The sequence below is a fragment of the Streptomyces sp. NBC_01006 genome (assembly GCF_045162725.1).
Classification (GTDB): domain Bacteria; phylum Actinomycetota; class Actinomycetes; order Streptomycetales; family Streptomycetaceae; genus Streptomyces.
Genome location: NZ_CP108700.1, coordinates 8,570,415 through 8,587,144, shown reverse-complemented (window position 1 = coordinate 8,587,144; position 16,730 = coordinate 8,570,415). Strand labels below are relative to the sequence as shown.

Below are 16,730 nucleotides of genomic sequence, written 5' to 3'. Positions count from 1 at the left end.
TGCCTGGGGCAACGCGAGTCCGGACGCTAGTGCTGCGCCGCAGAAGTTCGTGGAGGTCAGCTGGCCTCTTTCAGCGGTCTGCCGTCGTAGGTCCAGCGGAACGGGCGGGCGTGTTCGTTGCGTCGGATGGCCCAGGCGTCGATCTTCTCGATCAGGTCCTCGCGGCTGGAGAAGTCGCCGTGGCGCAGGACGGCGCGGGTGAGTGCCGAGAAGACGAGTTCGACTTGGTTGAGCCAGGAGGCGTGCGGCGGAGTCCAGTGCACGTGCCAGCGCGGGTGGGCGGCGAGCCACGCCAGGGTGTGCTTCGCGGTGTGCGAGGAGCCGTTGTCGATGACGACGTGGGTGTCATTGCTGAGCGGCAGGAGCCGGTCGAGGCGGTCGAGGCGGTCGAGGCGGTCGAGGCGGTCGAGAAACGTGGTGAAGGACGCAGCAGTGTTCCGCTCAAACGGCTCGATGAGAGCCTGTCCGGTGGTGACGTCCAGGGCGGCGATGATTGAGGCGGTGCCGTGGCGGCGGTACTCGAACTCGCGCCGGGCCGCTCTGCCGGGTGCCGTCGGCTGTCCGCGGTAGCGGCGTTCGCGCGCCTGGATGGCGGACCTTTTCGTCGATGGACAGCACGATCGCCCCTTCGGGCGGGCGTCGGTACAGGGCGCAGATGTCGCGGACGCGGTCCCAGAAGTCGGGGGTGTCGCGGCGGGTGAGCCACCCGCGTACCTTGTGCGGTCTTAAGTCCAGGTCGGCCAGGATCCGGCCGACCTGGGAGGCGGATATCGGCGCGGTGACGTCGGCCGCGACCTGTGCGGCGATCGCGGCATGGGTCCAGGTGGCCTGCGGGCCGGGCGGCATGCTCGTGGCGGCGGCGACCACGGCCATGCGGACCAGATCGCCATAGCGGCGCGGCCGACCGGTGCGGGCGGCATCCTTCAGACCCTCCAGCCCGTGCTGGGCATACCGCCCGCGCCACTTGCGGACCGTGTTCACACTCACCGCGAGCTGGCGGGCGATGGACCCGTTGCTATCCCCATCGGCCGCAGCCAGCACAATCCTGGCCCGCAACACCTGCCTCACCTGGGCCTTCGCCGACGAGGCGAGCTGTTGCAGCACTGCCCTGGTCGCTTCGTTCAGCCTCACCGCGACTGCTGTGCTCCGCCCCGCCCCCTTGGTCATGAACAGTGATCATGGCCAAGGGCCGCCGACCGGGCGACAGGATGGGGGTGTACGAGGACGACGTGCTGCCCGGTGGGCTTCGCTCCAGCAGCCTCAAGGAATACCTGCACTGCGCCTGCAGTCTTTACCCCGACAGCTCTGCGACCTGACGTCCCTCCACGAACTTCTGGGGCACAGCAGTAGGACGCTTAATTCTTACTCCATGCGGGCGATATGGGGGGTTTTGTGGCCACGGGCAGGGAAGCTCACTGCGGAGGCACAACGAAGGAGCTGAGTATGGAGAAGAACGAACTCTACGCACGAGACATCAGCGGAGCGCAGTGGGGCAAGAGCAGCTACAGCCTACAAATCTGCGTCGAGGTCGCTGAGATCGGCGGCGGCGCCGTGGCGCTGCGGGACTCGAAGAATCCCGGTCTTGGTGACCTGCGGTTCACCCCCGAGGAGTGGGCTGCCTTCCGCGAGGGGGTGCGGGCGGGCGAGTTCGGCTGATTCACGACGTTCGCGATGTGTGGGGCTCTGCCAGCATGGCCAGGGCCCCACTGGTCTTGATCGATTCGCCGATCTCCTCTCGGCGCTAAATTTCCACTTCCACGACACAGACACACGGATGGACGCGTGATCGACCAAGAACGAACAGGTCAGGCAGCACTGGAACATGTGGATGACACAGGGCCTATGGACCTGTCCCGTCCTGTCTGGGCGGCAGAGAACACCGTTCTGCGTCGCGTGGAGCCAAGCGACTGGGAAGTCGTCCTTGCGCTTGAGTCCTCATCGTCCTACCAGCGCGCCTGGGAGCGAGTCACCGCACCGCGCTCGCCTGACAACTGCCGGGAATGGCTGAAGCAGGAAGCAGCGAAGGGCCCCCTGGACGACAACTTCTTCCTCGCGATCACCGATCGGCAGCACAGGGGCATGGTGGGCTGCGTCAATACGACTCAAGCCGACCCCGTGGCAGGCCGCTTCTATCTGGGGATGGCGGTCGCCCCGGAACACCAGCGCAAGGGGTATGCCTGGGAGGCCGGACTTCTGGTACTCGGCTACATGTTCGGTGAGCGCCGCTACCAGAAGGCCCAAGCCTACGTGCACGACTTCAACAAGGTCTCGCAAGCAGGCATGCTCGCCTTCGGAGCGACCCTGGAGGGCCGTCTGCGGCGACACGATTACTTCGGCGGCCGCTACCACGACAACCTCATTTTCGGCCTCACGGCCGAGGAATTCTTCGCTGCTCATGGCACCCCACACGGGGGCGCGGGAATCCGTTCCCAGCCAGAGTCTCCCGCCTCGCCGCGTGTGACTGTGCAAGCCTGACGGATCCGTGGGTGAGTTGCTGACCTCGATTCTTCAGCAGGTTCGGCTGCCGACCCGATCGGCGGTTCACCCGTAATGTCCCCCCTGACGGCGAGGCGGGCCATTGCATGACACTGCGGCTGCGCCGCCTGCTCAAAGGGGCCAGCTGACCTCCACGAACTTCTGCGGCGCAGCACTAGAGCGTCCGCAATCTCGGCCGGTCGATACTCCGTTCGTGCTGCGACGTCGCCTGCGCCGCCCTACGGGGCCGGGGTGAACTCCACGTCGGTGCCACCGCAGCCCGCCGCGATGTCCAGCAGCCGATCCCGCTCCAGCTCGTCGACCGGCCAGGCCATCTCTGGAATGTGGATGAGAGAGAAATGACGGCACTGTGTGGATGCGAACGTGGGGACGGCCAGCCGCCCGCAGGGCGGCTGGCCGTCGAGGCAGGTAGCGGCAGTGAGAGAGCGCAGCCCTGGTGTTTGCGCGGTTCGACCGGCGCTTAATCACTTGACCCGGTCCGTACGGTGTTCGGGTGAAGGACACTCAGATCAACGAACTCCGCACCGCGTATGACGCCCAACTCCGTGGTGTCACCCCGCCTGGCGGCAGCGCTCGCATGGAAAAAGACGGCCCGTTGACCCGTGTCGTCGGGTGGCACCGTGGCTTCGTCACAGGCCCACGCGACCTCGATGTTTACGGGGCAGAACTCGACACGCTCATAGCGCGGCAGCGTGACTTCTACGCTGCCCGTGCCGAGGCGGTCGAATGGAAGACTCGCGCCCATGATCTCCCTGCCGACCTCACCGACCGACTCACGGCGGCCGGCTTCATCGCCGAGGACAGCGAGACCGTGCTCATCGGGCGGTCCGCAGACCTGGCCGCAGACCCCGTCCTGCCCGACGGCGTGACCCTCCGCCGTGTCACCGCCAGGTCAGACCTCCAGCGGATCGCCGCCATGGAAAGCACCGTCTGGGGCGAGGACTGGGGCTGGCTCGCCGACGACCTGGCCGCCCGGATCGAGAACGCCCCAGAAGACACCGTCGTCCTCGTCGCCGAGGCACGCACCGAAGTCGTCTGCGCCGCCTGGCTGGTGTTCAAGGACGGCATCGACTTCGGCGGCCTCTGGGGCGGCTCAACGCTCAAGGAATGGCGCGGAAAGGGCATCTACCGGGCCATGGTCGCCTACCGAGCCCAACACGCTGCTGCCCGCGATGTCCCCTACGTCTACGTCGACGCCTCAGCCGACAGCGCTCCGATCCTCACCCGCCTCGGCCTCCACGCGGTCACCATGACAACGCCCTATGTGTGGTCACCCTGAGCTCAGCCGGCCTTGACGGGCCCTTCGGCTCGTGCGCGGGTGCTGGCGAGGCGGTAGACACCTCACGGTGCCAAGCGGTCAAGCCGGGGCCCTATGAGGCCGGTGTAGCCTGCTGGCTGTTCGATTCGGGCAGGGGTGGGGATGCGATGGACGTAGTGCGGGTCATGGAGTCGTTGGCCGAGCAGGGTGTGACGGTGTTGTTCAAGGTCGACGCCGAGCGCATGCGCGATGGTTCGAAGCCCTGGACCTTCGTCGCGAGTGGGGCTCCGTTGCGGGATGATCTCCTGGTTCGCACTGACGCTGTCTCCATGGAGGCGTGCCTGGAGGTCTGCCTTCCGCAGCTGCGTGAGCTTGGTGTGGTGATCCCCGATTGACGGCTCGGTCCAGGGCGGGCAACGAGCCGTGATCGAGCTTCCCGAAGGGTCCTGGTGGGATTGGGACATTGTCGCCTGGGCCCCTGGGCGGTTGCGTCTGGGCGCCGGGCACGACATCTCGTATGCCCACAGCCTGGAGCTTGTGTTCAGCGACCCGGTCTTCGTCACGTGCCCGGCCGCCTTCCAGGACCCGGTGTTTCGTGCGCCGACGCCTGACGAGGTCCGGCTCGTTGCCGGGCAGGTCGGTGAGACGCCTCCTGTGTTGATTGCCTTCGAGGCCGATGCGGGCGGGCCGAGGCTCGCCTCCGGCCTGGTCGCGGCCGGGCAGCTCGACATCGTCCAGGGAACCGTCTTCCGATATTGGCGCGAGAATCTGGCAGTCGGGGAACGTCTGGCTCCCTGGGTGACACCTCCGGCTTGATCGGTCCCGTCCTATGCGGCCGCCGTACCAAGGGCTTCACCCGAACCCGAAGGCGGGAAAGCCGCGAATTCCTCGAACAGCCTGCGGCTCTTGAGGCAGTGGTAGAGCTGGCCGAGCAACCGGTTAAAGAGATTGCGCTGGGCGGCGGCGTGCCAGTCGGAGTGTTCGTCGCGTCGGCGCCGGTAGTGGGCTTTGGCTCCCATGGAGGCCGTCAGGGACGCGAAAGCCCAGAGATATCCCGCATGGTTGAGACGGTCGTGGCCGTCTGTCCCGGATGCGGTAGCTGGTCACGGCGAATCCACAGCTCCTCCCTGCGCTTTCCCGCTGATGTCCCCAGCGGAGGCAGACGAGTCGCTCTCTGTTTACGCGTCCGCAGGTTCCTCTGCCCGGTCATCTCGTGCGGGCGGCGGACCTTCGCGGAACAGCTGCCGGGCTTGACCCGTCGGTACGGCCGACGGACCGAGCACCTGCGGTCGACGCTGGCCGCGGTCGGCCTCGCGCTCGCCGGCCGGGCCGGTGCCCGCATGGCGAGAGTCTTCGGCGTGTCCGTCAGCCGGAGTACGGTGCTGAGGCTGGTCGAAGCGTTGCCCGACCCTGAAGTTCCAGCCCCGCGGGTAGTCGGCGTCGATGAGTACGCGACCCGCAAAGGCCGCCAATACGGGACCGTCCTAGTCGACGTCGAAAGCCGGCGTCCACTGGACCTGCTGCCCGACCGGGAGGCGTCTAAGGGCTTGCAGGGAAACAAAGTGTTGCTTCCCGTTCTGAGGCTCGTTGCTGTGGTATGCGCATTCCGGACGAGACTCGTAACCAACTCGCTTTGAAGTTCGCGGTGTTGTTCCCGCATCTGGACGAGCGACAGCGTCGGTTGTTGATGGCTGCCGAGGCCCGTGCCCTGGGACACGGCGGCGTTCGGACTGCCGCACTGGCGCCCGGGGTGAGCGAGACGACGGTCCGCAAGGGCGTGTTCGAGCTGGAGGCCGGCGAGGAGCCCCTGGGCCGGGTGCGGCGTCCGGGCGGGGGCCGCAAACGGGTCGCGGAAGTCGATCCGGGACTGCGGCCGGCACTGCTGGCGCTGGTCGAGCCCGATCAAAGGGGCGATCCGATGTCACCGCTGCGATGGACGGTGAAGTCGACCCGTGCACTCGCGAGGGAACTGACCCGGACCGGGCACCAGGTCAGCGCCGATACGGTCGCCGATCTACTGCGGGAGGAAGGCTTCAGCCTGCAGGCCAATGCCAAGACACTCGAGGGCAGCCAGCACGTCGACCGGGACGCACAGTTCCGCTACCTCAACGAGCAGGCACGCGGAGACCGGGACGCCGGCCAGCCGGTCATCAGCGTGGACACCAAGAAGAAGGAGCTCGTCGGCGCGTTCAAGAACGACGGCCGCCAGTGGCACCCGGTCGGTGATCCGGTGCCGGTGAACATGCACGACTTCACCGACCCGAAGCTGGGCAAGGCGATCCCTTACGGGGTCTACGACCTGGCGGCGAACACCGGCTGGGTCAACGTCGGCACCGATCATGACACCGCCGCGTTCGCGGTGGAGTCGATCCGCCGCTGGTGGCACGGCCAGGGCCAGGCCGCCTACCCGCGGGCGACACGGCTGCTGATCACCGCCGACGCGGGCGGATCCAACGGCTATCGCACCCGGGCCTGGAAGCTTGCGCTCGCCCGGTTCGCCGCTGAGCCAGGGACTGACGATCACTGTCTGCCACCTGCCGCCGGGCACATCGAAGTGGAACAAGATCGAGCACAGGCTCTTCTCCCACATCACCATGAACTGGCGTGGCCGCCCGCTGACCAGCCACGAAGTCGTCGTCCAGTCCATCGCCGCGACAACCACCCGCACCGGACTGCGCGTCCACGCCGAACTCGACACCAGCACCTACCCAACCGGAGTCACGACCGGTGATACGGAGATGGCGGCTCTGCCACTGACCCGGCATGCCTTCCACGGCGACTGGAACTACGTCCTTCACCCCCATCCGACCCCACCCATCCCAACGGCCCGGGCCCCACAGACACCAGCGCCGGAGTGGAACCAGGCCCTGTTGACCGACCCCGCACTGACCGGCATGTCTCCGGACCAGTTGCACGACCTGATCCAGACTCTGGCACCCGACGGAGACACCCAGCGAGGCCGTCCGCCCCACCTCGCGTTCCCCGACCAGGTCCTGGGCACAGTGCTCCACCTGCGCGTCAGCCTGGCCGCGGAACCCCTCGCCGTCCTCTTCGGCAGCAGCCGCACCGCCATGCACCGCACCCTCCTGAAGATCAGGAAACTGCTCAAGGCCCACGGCATCGTCATCCCACCAGCGACGACCCCACCCGCTGCCCTCGTGCCCCTCCAGGCTCGAGTCCTCACCCAAAACAAAGATCCCGACAGCAAGATCAAGACAACGTGTTAATCATCTGCAAGCCCTAAGCGCGCTGTCCCGTAATCCCACGACGCTGAGGGTCATGCCGTGTCCGGGTCGGCGCCGATGGCACCGGCCGAGTGAAGCGAACGCCCGAGGTCTCCGGTGAGGACGCGGGGGTGGCGCCGCCACCACCACAGGTTGGGGCCGGGCAGCGTGTGGAACTGATCGAGTGCTTGGCCGTCGTCGTAGACAGTCGCGGCCTTGTACCGCGCGTCCAAGGCCTTGATCCGCGGGGTCCAGAGCTGGACGACGTGTTCGTCCAGCAGGAGCCACGCCTCGTGCAGCCAGTTTCGGCAGTAGAGGTCGTTGGTGTACTCGTAGATGTCGTCGCCGTAGCCGCGCTCGATGGCGCTCACCAGGGCAGCCCACGTGTTTACCCTTTCAGCGACCGTGAGCGCCGTGCACCAGCCGCGCTGGTGCAACAGCTCTCCCACCTCGGTTTCAGTAGCCACGGGCGTGAGGCTCTCATGCCGAATCCGTCCGGGCGACCGAGATGTGTCCCGTCAGAGGCTGGCGGCCCCGCACCATGATCAAGATGAGACGATCTCGCCGTGGCTGGTGTGATCACGGCGTCGGAGCCGTCCTGGATAGCCCTGTTCAGCGGGTTGAGCCCGAGGCAGTTCGGGAAGCTGGTGACCGTTCTGAGGCGCCAGGGTGCGGACGCCGTCCGCAAGGGCCGGCCGTGGAGCCTTCCACTGGAGGACCGGGCCCTGCTCGTCGCGGCCTACTGGCGCACGAACCTGACCATGCGGCAACTCGCCCCGCTGTTCGGGGTATCAAGGGCGCCGGATCCCGGGCCGCCGCTCTGGCGATGGTCTTCAAGCTCGTCGAGTCCGCCCAGGCCCGCTGGCGAGCCGTGAATGCACCCCACCTCGTCGCCCTCGTCCGCGCCGGGGCCCGCTTTGAACGCGGCCAGCTCGTTGAACGGCCGCAGACGACCGCGGCGTGAATAGGGTGGCGGACCTGCCTCGAAGTTCGAGAACATCCGGTCATGTTGGATGGCACGGCAGGACAGGACCTTCCGATCGGCTTCGGGTTCCGGCCCTATCGCGACGACGAAGACCACGGCGCCATGGCCGCAGTGCGGCGGGGTTGTGCTGAACAGGACCGGGTCGATGCCCGTTCGGTAGTGGAAGGGCTCCCGACAGCGGCCGAGATCGCCGAAGCTTCCGCCAAGTTGGAGGAGCCGTCCAAGAACCAGATCCTGCTGGTGCGCGACGGGAGCGTCGTCGGCTACTCGACGATCCGGTGGTGGCAAGAGCGGGACGATACATGGCTGTACCTGCACCGCGGCTACCTCTTGCCCGAGCATCGCGGCCAGGGCATCGGCTCAGCCATGCTGAGCTGGGCCGAAGAGCGGATCCGCCAGCTCGTCAAACAGCATGGAACGGCGCGGACGGCAGTGATCGGCGCGAACGCCCTGGCCTCCGAGCAGGACGCCACGGCACTTCTGCGCGCAGCCGGCTACCGACGTGTCTTCAGCCTGGTCGAGCTGGAGCTGGGTGATCTGCAGCAGGTGCCCGAGCCGGGCAGCGAGCTGCCAGCCGGGATACGGACAGGGCCGATCGGGACAAGCCACTACCGTGCAGCCTGGAGGACGGTCGTCGATTCGTACGCGGACCCCGGCTTCACTCAGAAATGGCCTTTCCAGGACTTCGTCGACAACGCCGACCCGGCATGCTGGAGGGCTGCCTGGAACGGGCAGGACATGGTCGGCGTCGCCCTCTGCTCCATCCACCGTCACGACCACACCGTGGGCGAGGTGGAAGAGCTGAGTGTCCGGACGGACCAGCGACGCCTCGGAATCGGCCGGGTCCTGCTGCTGGACGGGCTGCGGAGCCTTCGCGAGCAGGGTGCAACGACCGCCCGGCTATTCACGGGCACGGCAAATCCGCACCGGTCCTACAACCTTTACGAGAGTGTGGGGTTCCGGCGGCAGAACGAGTACGTCCGTTACCGCAAGCCGCTTGCTTGATCGACCGGCCATTGGGCTGTCGGGTCAGTCCACAGGATTTGACAATGCCTCGCAACAACACGCCAGGGCCCACTGTCTCTCACACCACTGTCACCAAACCGAGAGATCGCAGCCAACCAGAAACAGCGCCGCGACCGACTCGACCCCGACCAACTCGCCGCCCTCACCGAACTCGGCATCGACTGGGCATCCTGACCGGACAGGTCGGGCCGCAGGTGGTTCGGGATGAACCGCCTGCGGGGTCCGGTGGTTGGGGCGATCAGTTTCCGTGCGGGCTCGGCGATGCAGTACTCGGCGGCAGGGGCTCCTCCCCGGCGGATGCGGGGGAGCCGTCGCCCACCCCAAAAAGGAAGGCGAGCATCAGCAGAACGGTGGCAGCGGCAGTCAGGGCCGCCCCCACGTCGCCGCTGAGGCGGCCGGGCAGGACCGAAGGGTTCTTCGTCCGCCGGTAGACGACGTATGCGACCAGGCAGGCAAGCGTGAAGATCATCGCGTTGACCGCGGAGATGTGCAGGTTCACCAAGGGCCTTAGTGTCCGGGGGGCCTTTCAAAGGCCCCTGCGAGGAAGAAACCCTTCCCCCGATTCAGGTACCTGTCGCACACCTGTCCGACGGAGCAAAGGGTTTTTTTTAAAGTTCCTCGACCAGCCGGCTTTCGGGGACCTGCAAGTCCCGGCACCAGCAAACGAACCGAGCACACGTCGGCAGCCACAAGCGTACTCCTCCCCCAAGCATGCACACACGGCTTCTGACACGGGAGTAGACGAGCAGGGTCTGCCGCGCCCTTCGAAGAGCGCCTCGGGCGGCACCACAGCAGCGGGGGCCGCCACCGAAGTGATGGCGGCCCCCGCTGCTGTGCGGGAATTCGCCTCCTGCCAGGAGGCGTCGCGGTGCTGCGCTGCACGCCACGCCTTGCCCGTCTCTATCCTCGCCGCCTCGGCCTCGTGAGCCTCTGCGTGCGACCGTGCGCGGCTGCGAGAAACCCGGCGACGTCGACCCCTTGCTGATCGAGGAGGGCCGTCTTGGCGGCCACGTCCGGCCACGCCGGGGAAGCGAGGATCGCGTCGCGCACCAGACCGCCCGGCATCGTCGCCTTGAGCAGGTCTGCCCACCGGTCGGTGCCCGCCACCTGGATGCGCGCCCGGTTGGCCTCCACCGCCTGGAAGACGGTCATGGCCACCTGACCGAGCTGGGGCAGGAACGTGGTCAGGTCGACGCCGGCCCTCTGCAGCAGAACCATCTGCCCCGCCATCCTCGGCCAGTCCTCACCCGCCATCAGGCCGGCCAACACACCGCGGTCGAGCAGCGGGCGCAGCGCGTCGGCAGCCCAACCCGGGGCGAGCTTCTCCTCGCCCTCGGCGAGTTCTTCTTCGCCCTGGTGCAGCTTCTGGGCGGCGCGGCGGACGGCGTCGGAGATCGTCAGCATCAGCGGGAAGGCCGCCGCAGCACTCTGGGCGGCCTCGGCCATCGACTCGGCGAACGGATCGATGGCGGGCACGGCAGCGGGTTCGGGGGTGGACACGCTTCTCTCCTCGCGGCGGGTCAGCGGGACTTCCCCGGACCGGCCTTGGGCGGGCCCGGCGCACGGGGCGGCACACCGGTAACGCCACCAGGCGTGGTCGGGCCACGGCCCGCGGCCGGTGACATCCCGCGCGGTACGCGCCGCACTCGAGCGGGACGGCGGTGCGCCGACTACGGCGGCGGCCTCGCGCAGCAGCCGGGCGGTCTTCGAAGCGGCCTTCGCCTGCGCGCGATGGGTCTGCGCCTCGTGCCACAGGCGGGAGGCCTCCACGGCCTCCACGAGCGCCACCAACAGCGTGAGGACCACCACCGCGCCGCCACCCCAGGCGGTGCGCGGGGCCCGCTCCAACGCGCGCGCCGATGCCCTCCATCCCGCCCGCGCCCGACCCGTGAGCGACCGCTCGCCCGGCGCGCGGCCGGCTTGCTCGAAGGCATCCGCCGCCGCGATCTCGTCGCTCCGTGCCTACATCAACCTCTCAGAACACGATCGAGCGCTGCCCGGCCTGCGGGTCCCCAAGTCGGCTTGCCGCCAGGAAGGCCCCGGTCTCCGCTCTGGCCCATCAGCATGAGGAACAGGCTCTCTAGGGCGGCCAGCCGGGCACGCTGGATCATCCCCTCGTCTGCCTGTGCGTATACGTCGAAGAAGCGTGAGGCGGCGCCTGCGGGAAGGGCGACCCATGCGGCGGCGAGGTCCCACGCCGGATCGCCGACGAACATGTCACCGAAGTCGATCACGCCCGAGAGCGTCCCGTCCGAGACGACGACATTCGCCGGATGTAGGTCGCCATGCACCCACAGCGGTGGCCCTTCCCACTCTGGCGCCGCGACGGCGTCGTCCCAGACGGCCCGGACACCGTCGGCGATGTCGTCGGGGACGACGGCGTGGAAGAAGTGGTCGAAGCCGTCGGAGCAGTTCTTGGGGTGGTCGCCGCGGTCCTCACTGACCGGCGCGTCAGCGGGCGCCTCCACGTGAAGTGCCTTGAGGAAGCCCGCCAGGGTGTCGGCCGAGTGGTCGCCGCGGCTGATCGAGGAGCAGTCCAGTGGTTCGCCGGGAACCCACGTCATGACGGTCCAGGGCTTCGGGAAACGCGCGGACGTTCACCGATCCGCACGGGGATCGGAACCGGGATCGGCAGTCGCGGAGCCAGGACGGGCAGCCACCGGCGTTCCTTGAGTTGGAGTCCCGGGGCCCGTTCTGTCCGCGGCATGCGCACGGCGAACTCGTCCCCGAGGCGCCACTGCTGGTTGTCCCATCCGCCAGCCACTTCGCGGATGGCGAGCCCTGCAAGGTCTGGGTGCTGCTCCTGCAGCAGGTCGTGGACCAGGTCTGCGGTGATCTCGATCTCAGTGTCGGTCGTGCGAAGCCACGGTAGTGAGGCAGGCGGAGTGGCCACTCAACCTTCACTGAGAAGGCCCAACCTTCGATGCGACAGGTCACCGCCGCGACCATTGGCCAAGCCTCGACCCCGGCCACCGCGCGCGGGCGGATCAGCAGATGCGAGGGGGTGGCAGACACGCACCGTGCGCTCCGCGACGGCAACGCGTCCATGGCCACCGCGCTGACGGCCGTCGTCGCCACGGTGGTTCTGTTCGCCGTCGGCAACACGGAGGCTGCCACGGCCGTGGCCGCCATCGGAGCGGCCGCGCTGGGCTTTGGCGGTATCCAAGTGACCATCCAGATCCGGCGCTGATCCATCGCCTGAGAGGCCCCATGTGTCGGGAGACCGGAACATGGGGCCGGCACCTTCCAGAGCAAGACCGCGTACGTGGGATTACGCCGCAGCGCGCCCGACCTCCCGGCCTGAATGCCGCGGCGCGCAGGAAGAGCTCCCCTCCGGATCGCGCCGAGCGAACACGGCGCTCTCCCCGCCCAGCCCAGCTCAGCGTCCGTAACCTGATGAACGCCCTGTTACCGGCTCATGAGAGTCCGTAAGGCCTGTCAGCCGGTACACGGTCCCTCGCACCGGCTCGCCCCCACCCGGTCCCGTAACCTTCCCGAACACACACTCGATCTTGGGGGACTTCATGGGGCGCAGGCCGGGGCACAGACGGGGAGTTGGGGGAATCGTGCTGGTGGTGTTCGGTGTGGCGATGCTAGTCGCCGCGCTGGTGGCCATCGGCCGGTCGATGCCTCCGGGCGGGTACGACGGCCTGCGTATGGGCGACGAGTCCATGGCGCCGTTCTCTCCTCGCGGTGCGGCGCTCTGGTACGAGCTGTGCGGTGCGAAGCGGGTGCACCGCGGTGATGTCGTGGTGCTGTCTACGGGCCGGTCGGCCAGTGACGTGGGTGTGGGAGGGCGGGTTGTGGCGGTCGGCGGGGACCGGCTCTCATATCGGGTCGGGGACCGCACGCTGATGCTGAACGGAAATCCGCTGGCCGAACCGTACCTGCCGCCCGGAAGCCAGCCCTCGGTCGTCGCCTTCGACCTTCAGGTTCCCGAGAGCCGGGTGGTGGCCCTCGGCGACAACCGGGCTGTCGCATATGAACATGACTTCCCCAACGGCCGCCCCGGCACGTTCAACACCGCGGACATCCGGGGCAGGGCCGTCCCCAAACCGGACTGGCTCCTGGTGGCAGCCAGTGCGATCGCACTGGGCGTGCTGCTCATCCTCGTCGGCGGCGGCCTGGGCCTGTCGGCACTGATCACCAGACGCCGCACGCGCCCCACACCGGATCATCCCGCGCACTAGTGCTGTGACCGGGAAGGTTCACCGTGTTTGGAGGCGTCTCTCAGGCTGCCTCCGGTAGGTCTGATCACTCGGCTACTGCCGCCCGCCATGTCCATGAGGTGCGGCGGGGGCAGTCGTCCAGGTCGCCCCTGCCGGTGCACCAGAGGAGGACATGAGCCGGGTCTCCGGGCGGAGCGTCGGGGAAGAGACGGTGGAGCACCACCTCGCAAAGAGGGGCCGGGGGCAGCCACGGCACGCCCAGCCCCTGGGTGATGTCATGGGTGTGCAGGAGAACTTCGGCGACACCCATCGCCGCGAAGCCCGGCGGGTCGCAAGGACCCCAGTGCCAGGCCCGCACCTCCGGGCCGGCCGTGGCCAGCGCACTGCCGAGCAGCCCCGCGCAGGCGGTGACCACCTGGAGCACCTCGCGCGGCGAGCTGTCCGAGTGGATGGCGAGGTCGAAGGGCAGGTAGGCGTCCGTAGGGCGTGCGGCGATCTGCCCGGCGTAGGCCAGCAGGTCATGGGCAATGTGGGCGGCCGTCGTCCAGCAGCTCCATTCCAGCGAGCCTGCCGGCACCGACCAGTCCTCCGCGTCGTGCGGGCCGAGTACCCGCACCATCTCAGTCACGGCCTCGTTGACGTCCCGGTTGTCGATGTAGCGCATCAGGCGATGTTATGGCTGCGGGCACGAGCGTTCGGCCGTCCACGGTCAGGCCGCTGTCGCGTTTGCGAGAGGGCGACCGCCCCAGCGGATACCTTTCTCGCTGCGGATCCGGGCGCGTTCGCGGCGTTGGGCGGCCAGGACGTCGGGGTGACTGGCGTTGGCGTTACGCCAGCGCAGGTATCGATGTAGTTCACGGGTCTGGACAGTGTGGTTGGGGTGGTTGGAGTTGGCGAGGGTGAACTGCCGCAGCGGCCCGAAGTGCGCCTCGATGGGGTTGGCCCATGAGGCGTTGGTCGGGGTGAAGCACAGTTCGGCCTTGCTCTTCCGAGCCCACTGGCGGATCTTGGCGCCCTTGTGTGCGGAGAGGTTGTCCGTGATCACGTAGATCGGGGCGCCGTCAGGGCGGGCGGCGCGGATGGACTTGAGCGCGGCCAGGCTGTTGGTGGTGCCCTTGCGGCGGTGGTTGACGCCCCAGAGGGTGTCGTCGCCGATGGAGTAGCAGCCGTGGAAGTAGGTCACGCCGTGGGTGCGGTGGTAGGTCGCCGGGACCCGGTCGGGCCGACCCTGCTCGGCCCAGCAGGATCCGCCGGTCGGGCGTATGCCGAGCGGTCCGAACTCGTCGAACGCGAAAACACGGTCGGGGAAGTGCTCCAGGACGTGCTCGATCCGGTCCAGCTTGGCGTCGCGGTCGGGGTCGGTGGACTCCTTCCAGGTCTTGGTCCGCTGGAAGGTGACGCCGCGGCGGGCGAGTAGGCAGCGCAGGGCCTCGCGGTCGATGCGGATCACCCGGCCGTGGACCCTGCGGAGGTAGGCGGCGAGCTTGCGGATGGACCAGCGGGTGAAGGGCTGGGCGAGCTTGGTCGGGCGGGTGGTGGCCGTCTGAACGACGAAGTCCTCGTCGTCAAGACAGAGTTGGCGGGGACGGCCTCCCGCCCACTGAGGGTCCAGACAGGCCAGGCCGATCTCGTTGAAACGGTGGATGACGTCGCGCACTGTGTCCTCGTCGGCTGCCACCAGCTGGGCGATGGCTGGGACGCGGTTGCCGTCGGCCGAGGCCAGCGGCATCATCGCCCGCCGGTAGCGCACCGAACTGGTGCTGCCCCGACGCACGATCCGCTGCAGCCGCTGTCCCTCCTGATCAGTCAGTCTGCGGACCTTGACAGGCTCTGCCACCGTGCCTGCACACGCTGGCTGGGATGTCAGCCCTATCCAATCGGCCCCAGCCTCGGTGCGGGTAGAAACCCGGTGAACCTATGCGGTCAGAGCGCTAGCTAGAGCGTGTCTTTCGGATCAGGCCGGTTTAGTCCGCCGGATCCGAAAGACGCTACCTGCGCCGATCGCAACGCGGCCAGGAGAAGGGTATGCAGGAGACGTACAGCCGGGGAGTGCTCGTCGGGGCGGGCGATGAGGCCGAGCCGGGCGTGTGTGGCGGCGTCGGTGAGGGGGATTGCCCGCAGGCCAGCGCCCTGCGCGGAGGAGGCGCTGAGGACGGCGACACCTGCGCCGCGCTCGGCGAGACGGAGCAGTGCGGCCGGGGAGCTGGCGTCCAGGTCCACGCCCGGGTCGAGGCCGAGCTGGCGGCAGGAGTCCTCATAGGCGGCGCGGATGCCGGTGCCCCGGGGCAGGCAGAGGATCTTCTCGCCCCGGAGTGCGGTGAGGGGCAGTTCCGCCCGGTCGAGGGGGTGCCCGGCCGGAACCACGGCGGCGATCGGCTCGTCGATGACGACGCTCGCCTCCAGGCCGTCGGCAGCCTGGCCCGCATATCCGATCAGGGCCAGGTCGAGGGAACCGGAGAGGACTTGGGCCTGTAGGTCGTCGGAGTCGCCCTCGTTCAGGCTGAGTTCGATGCCAGGGTGAGTGCGGCCGAGGTCGGCGAGGGTGTCCAGGAAGGGCGGGATCGAGCAGCCCATGATCATGCCGATCCGGACGCGGCCGCGGACGGCATCGGCGAACTCGGCAGCGGTGTGCCGAATGGCGTCGAGGGTGGCGAGCGCCCTCTTCGCGAGGGGGAGAACGGCTTCGCCGGCCGGGGTGAGGCGCACGTGACGGCTGGAGCGGTCGAAGAGCCGCTGGCCCAGCTCGCGTTCCAGCTTCGCCACTTGGGTGCTGATGCCGGACTGACTGACGTGCAGGCGCTCGGCGGCGCCGGTGAAGGTGCGCTCGTCCACGACGGCGGCGAAGTAGCGCAGCTGACGCATCTCCATATCTATCAATGATAGCTGGAATCAGATCCATCTGTTGGACGGATGGATGTGGGCTGGGCAGGATGGAGGCATGACGACGACGAAGACCGCACGAGAGCTTGCCGAGACCTACTTCTCCGCCTGGGAGGCGGGCGACTTCGAGACAATGCGCGGGCTGCTGGCCGAGGACGTCGACTTCGTCGGGGCGCTGGGAACGGCGCGCGGGACAGAGGAAGCCCTGGCCGGGCTGAAGGGCCTCGGGCAGGTGCTGGTGAAGATTGACGTGAAGGTGCGGGTCGCGGAGGGCGACGAAGTGATCACCTGGTTCGACCTGTGCACGGCCATTGCGCCGCCCGCACCGACGGCGAACTGGATGCAGGTGGCGGACGGGAAGATCGTCCGGATCCGGGTGACCTTCGACCCCCGCGGACTGCTGGAGGGATTCGCGAAGTCGAGCTGAACGGGAGCGCCCAAGAACCGGCCTGCAGCTACCCGGCATAACCATCCGCGGGACCGGTTCCTTGACCGATGGCATTCAGGTATTCGCAGGCCGCTGGACCACACGACTCTGGCCTGAGTGGCTGTTGTTGTTGCGAACTTGAGGAGTGCTGGTCAATCGGGAGTCACCTGAACTCCCGACCCGACCGGTCCTCCCCCGCCGTCGTGACCTCCGCGTCCATCACATCGAGCGGCAGCATGACCGCGCGCACCGGGTGGACGTCACG

The 16,730-nt window shown here is 68.1% G+C and carries 16 protein-coding genes and 5 pseudogenes; 13 read left to right on the top strand and 8 right to left on the bottom strand.

The features are described 5' to 3' along the window. Positions 1–56: 56 nt before the first annotated feature. Positions 57–1,167: pseudogene (locus tag OG509_RS39330) on the bottom strand (IS630 family transposase). A 276-nt stretch (positions 1,168–1,443) separates the two neighbouring features. On the opposite strand from OG509_RS39330, the gene OG509_RS39325 reads away from it, so the two are divergent. The 7 genes and pseudogenes from OG509_RS39325 (at position 1,444) to OG509_RS39295 (ending at position 6,981) form a co-directional block, all read left to right on the top strand. Then, on the top strand, positions 1,444–1,656 hold the full coding sequence (locus tag OG509_RS39325) for a DUF397 domain-containing protein (RefSeq protein ID WP_257552578.1): 213 nt from the start codon (positions 1,444–1,446) through the stop codon (positions 1,654–1,656). 126 nt (positions 1,657–1,782) lie between these two features. Next, positions 1,783–2,475, top strand: coding sequence for a GNAT family N-acetyltransferase (locus tag OG509_RS39320; RefSeq protein WP_406187358.1), 693 nt, complete (start codon positions 1,783–1,785; stop codon positions 2,473–2,475). A gap of 514 nt (positions 2,476–2,989) precedes the next feature. After that, on the top strand, positions 2,990–3,775 hold the full coding sequence (locus OG509_RS39315; RefSeq protein WP_406187357.1) for a GNAT family N-acetyltransferase: 786 nt from the start codon (positions 2,990–2,992) through the stop codon (positions 3,773–3,775). 146 nt (positions 3,776–3,921) lie between these two features. After that, complete coding sequence (locus OG509_RS39310; protein ID WP_406187355.1) at positions 3,922–4,149, top strand: hypothetical protein; 228 nt, start codon at positions 3,922–3,924, stop codon at positions 4,147–4,149. Between the two features lie 28 nt (positions 4,150–4,177). Next, a complete protein-coding gene (locus OG509_RS39305; protein WP_406187353.1) occupies positions 4,178–4,570 on the top strand; it encodes a hypothetical protein in 393 nt (130 codons plus the stop codon). Further along, positions 4,567–5,391: a transposase family protein gene (locus tag OG509_RS39300; protein WP_406187352.1), complete on the top strand. Its 825-nt coding sequence runs from the start codon at positions 4,567–4,569 to the stop codon at positions 5,389–5,391. The genes OG509_RS39305 and OG509_RS39300 overlap by 4 nt, the downstream gene beginning before the upstream one ends. Next, positions 5,352–6,981, top strand: a pseudogene (locus tag OG509_RS39295) (ISAzo13 family transposase). The gene OG509_RS39300 and the pseudogene OG509_RS39295 overlap by 40 nt, the downstream one beginning before the upstream one ends. A 50-nt stretch (positions 6,982–7,031) precedes the next feature. Here the strand turns inward: OG509_RS39295 and OG509_RS39290 are convergent. Then, entirely contained in the window at positions 7,032–7,349 is a 318-nt protein-coding gene (locus OG509_RS39290; RefSeq protein WP_406187351.1) for a hypothetical protein, read from the bottom strand. A 195-nt stretch (positions 7,350–7,544) separates the two neighbouring features. Between OG509_RS39290 and OG509_RS39285 the strand changes: the two are divergent. From OG509_RS39285 to OG509_RS39275, 3 genes and pseudogenes are all read left to right on the top strand, one after another. Beyond that, positions 7,545–7,778 (top strand): annotated as a pseudogene (locus OG509_RS39285) (transposase family protein); the annotation flags it as partial. Beyond that, positions 7,772–7,942, top strand: a pseudogene (locus OG509_RS39280) (IS256 family transposase); the annotation flags it as partial. The pseudogenes OG509_RS39285 and OG509_RS39280, both read left to right, overlap by 7 nt. A 42-nt stretch (positions 7,943–7,984) precedes the next feature. After that, the gene (locus tag OG509_RS39275) at positions 7,985–8,968 is read left to right on the top strand and encodes a GNAT family N-acetyltransferase (protein ID WP_406187350.1); all 984 of its coding nucleotides are present in this window, start codon (positions 7,985–7,987) and stop codon (positions 8,966–8,968) included. 259 nt (positions 8,969–9,227) lie between these two features. On the opposite strand, the gene OG509_RS39270 is transcribed toward OG509_RS39275, so the two are convergent. The 3 genes and pseudogenes from OG509_RS39270 to OG509_RS39260 all read right to left on the bottom strand — a co-directional run bounded on the left by OG509_RS39270 (position 9,228) and on the right by OG509_RS39260 (position 11,882). Further along, positions 9,228–9,491: a hypothetical protein gene (locus tag OG509_RS39270; RefSeq protein ID WP_406187349.1), complete on the bottom strand. Its 264-nt coding sequence runs from the start codon at positions 9,489–9,491 to the stop codon at positions 9,228–9,230. 398 nt (positions 9,492–9,889) lie between these two features. Next, complete coding sequence (locus OG509_RS39265) at positions 9,890–10,837, bottom strand: hypothetical protein (RefSeq protein WP_406187348.1); 948 nt, start codon at positions 10,835–10,837, stop codon at positions 9,890–9,892. Positions 10,838–10,956: 119 nt separating this feature from the next. Next, positions 10,957–11,882 (bottom strand): annotated as a pseudogene (locus OG509_RS39260) (aminoglycoside phosphotransferase family protein). 111 nt (positions 11,883–11,993) lie between these two features. Here OG509_RS39260 and OG509_RS39255 point away from each other — a divergent pair. Both OG509_RS39255 and lepB read left to right on the top strand, forming a co-directional pair. Continuing rightward, entirely contained in the window at positions 11,994–12,179 is a 186-nt protein-coding gene (locus OG509_RS39255; RefSeq protein ID WP_406187347.1) for a hypothetical protein, read from the top strand. Between the two features lie 376 nt (positions 12,180–12,555). After that, entirely contained in the window at positions 12,556–13,179 is a 624-nt protein-coding gene (gene lepB, locus OG509_RS39250; protein WP_406187346.1) for a signal peptidase I, read from the top strand. Positions 13,180–13,243: 64 nt separating this feature from the next. Here the strand turns inward: lepB and OG509_RS39245 are convergent, their stop codons facing one another. From OG509_RS39245 to OG509_RS39235, 3 genes are all read right to left on the bottom strand, one after another. Beyond that, entirely contained in the window at positions 13,244–13,822 is a 579-nt protein-coding gene (locus OG509_RS39245; RefSeq protein WP_406187345.1) for a maleylpyruvate isomerase N-terminal domain-containing protein, read from the bottom strand. A gap of 45 nt (positions 13,823–13,867) precedes the next feature. Next, on the bottom strand, positions 13,868–14,995 hold the full coding sequence (locus OG509_RS39240) for an IS630 family transposase (protein WP_406187344.1): 1,128 nt from the start codon (positions 14,993–14,995) through the stop codon (positions 13,868–13,870). A 98-nt stretch (positions 14,996–15,093) separates the two neighbouring features. Then, on the bottom strand, positions 15,094–16,026 hold the full coding sequence (locus tag OG509_RS39235) for a LysR family transcriptional regulator (protein WP_406187343.1): 933 nt from the start codon (positions 16,024–16,026) through the stop codon (positions 15,094–15,096). Positions 16,027–16,096: 70 nt separating this feature from the next. Between OG509_RS39235 and OG509_RS39230 the strand changes: the two genes are divergently transcribed. Further along, positions 16,097–16,465: a nuclear transport factor 2 family protein gene (locus OG509_RS39230; protein WP_406187342.1), complete on the top strand. Its 369-nt coding sequence runs from the start codon at positions 16,097–16,099 to the stop codon at positions 16,463–16,465. Positions 16,466–16,730 lie beyond the last annotated feature (265 nt).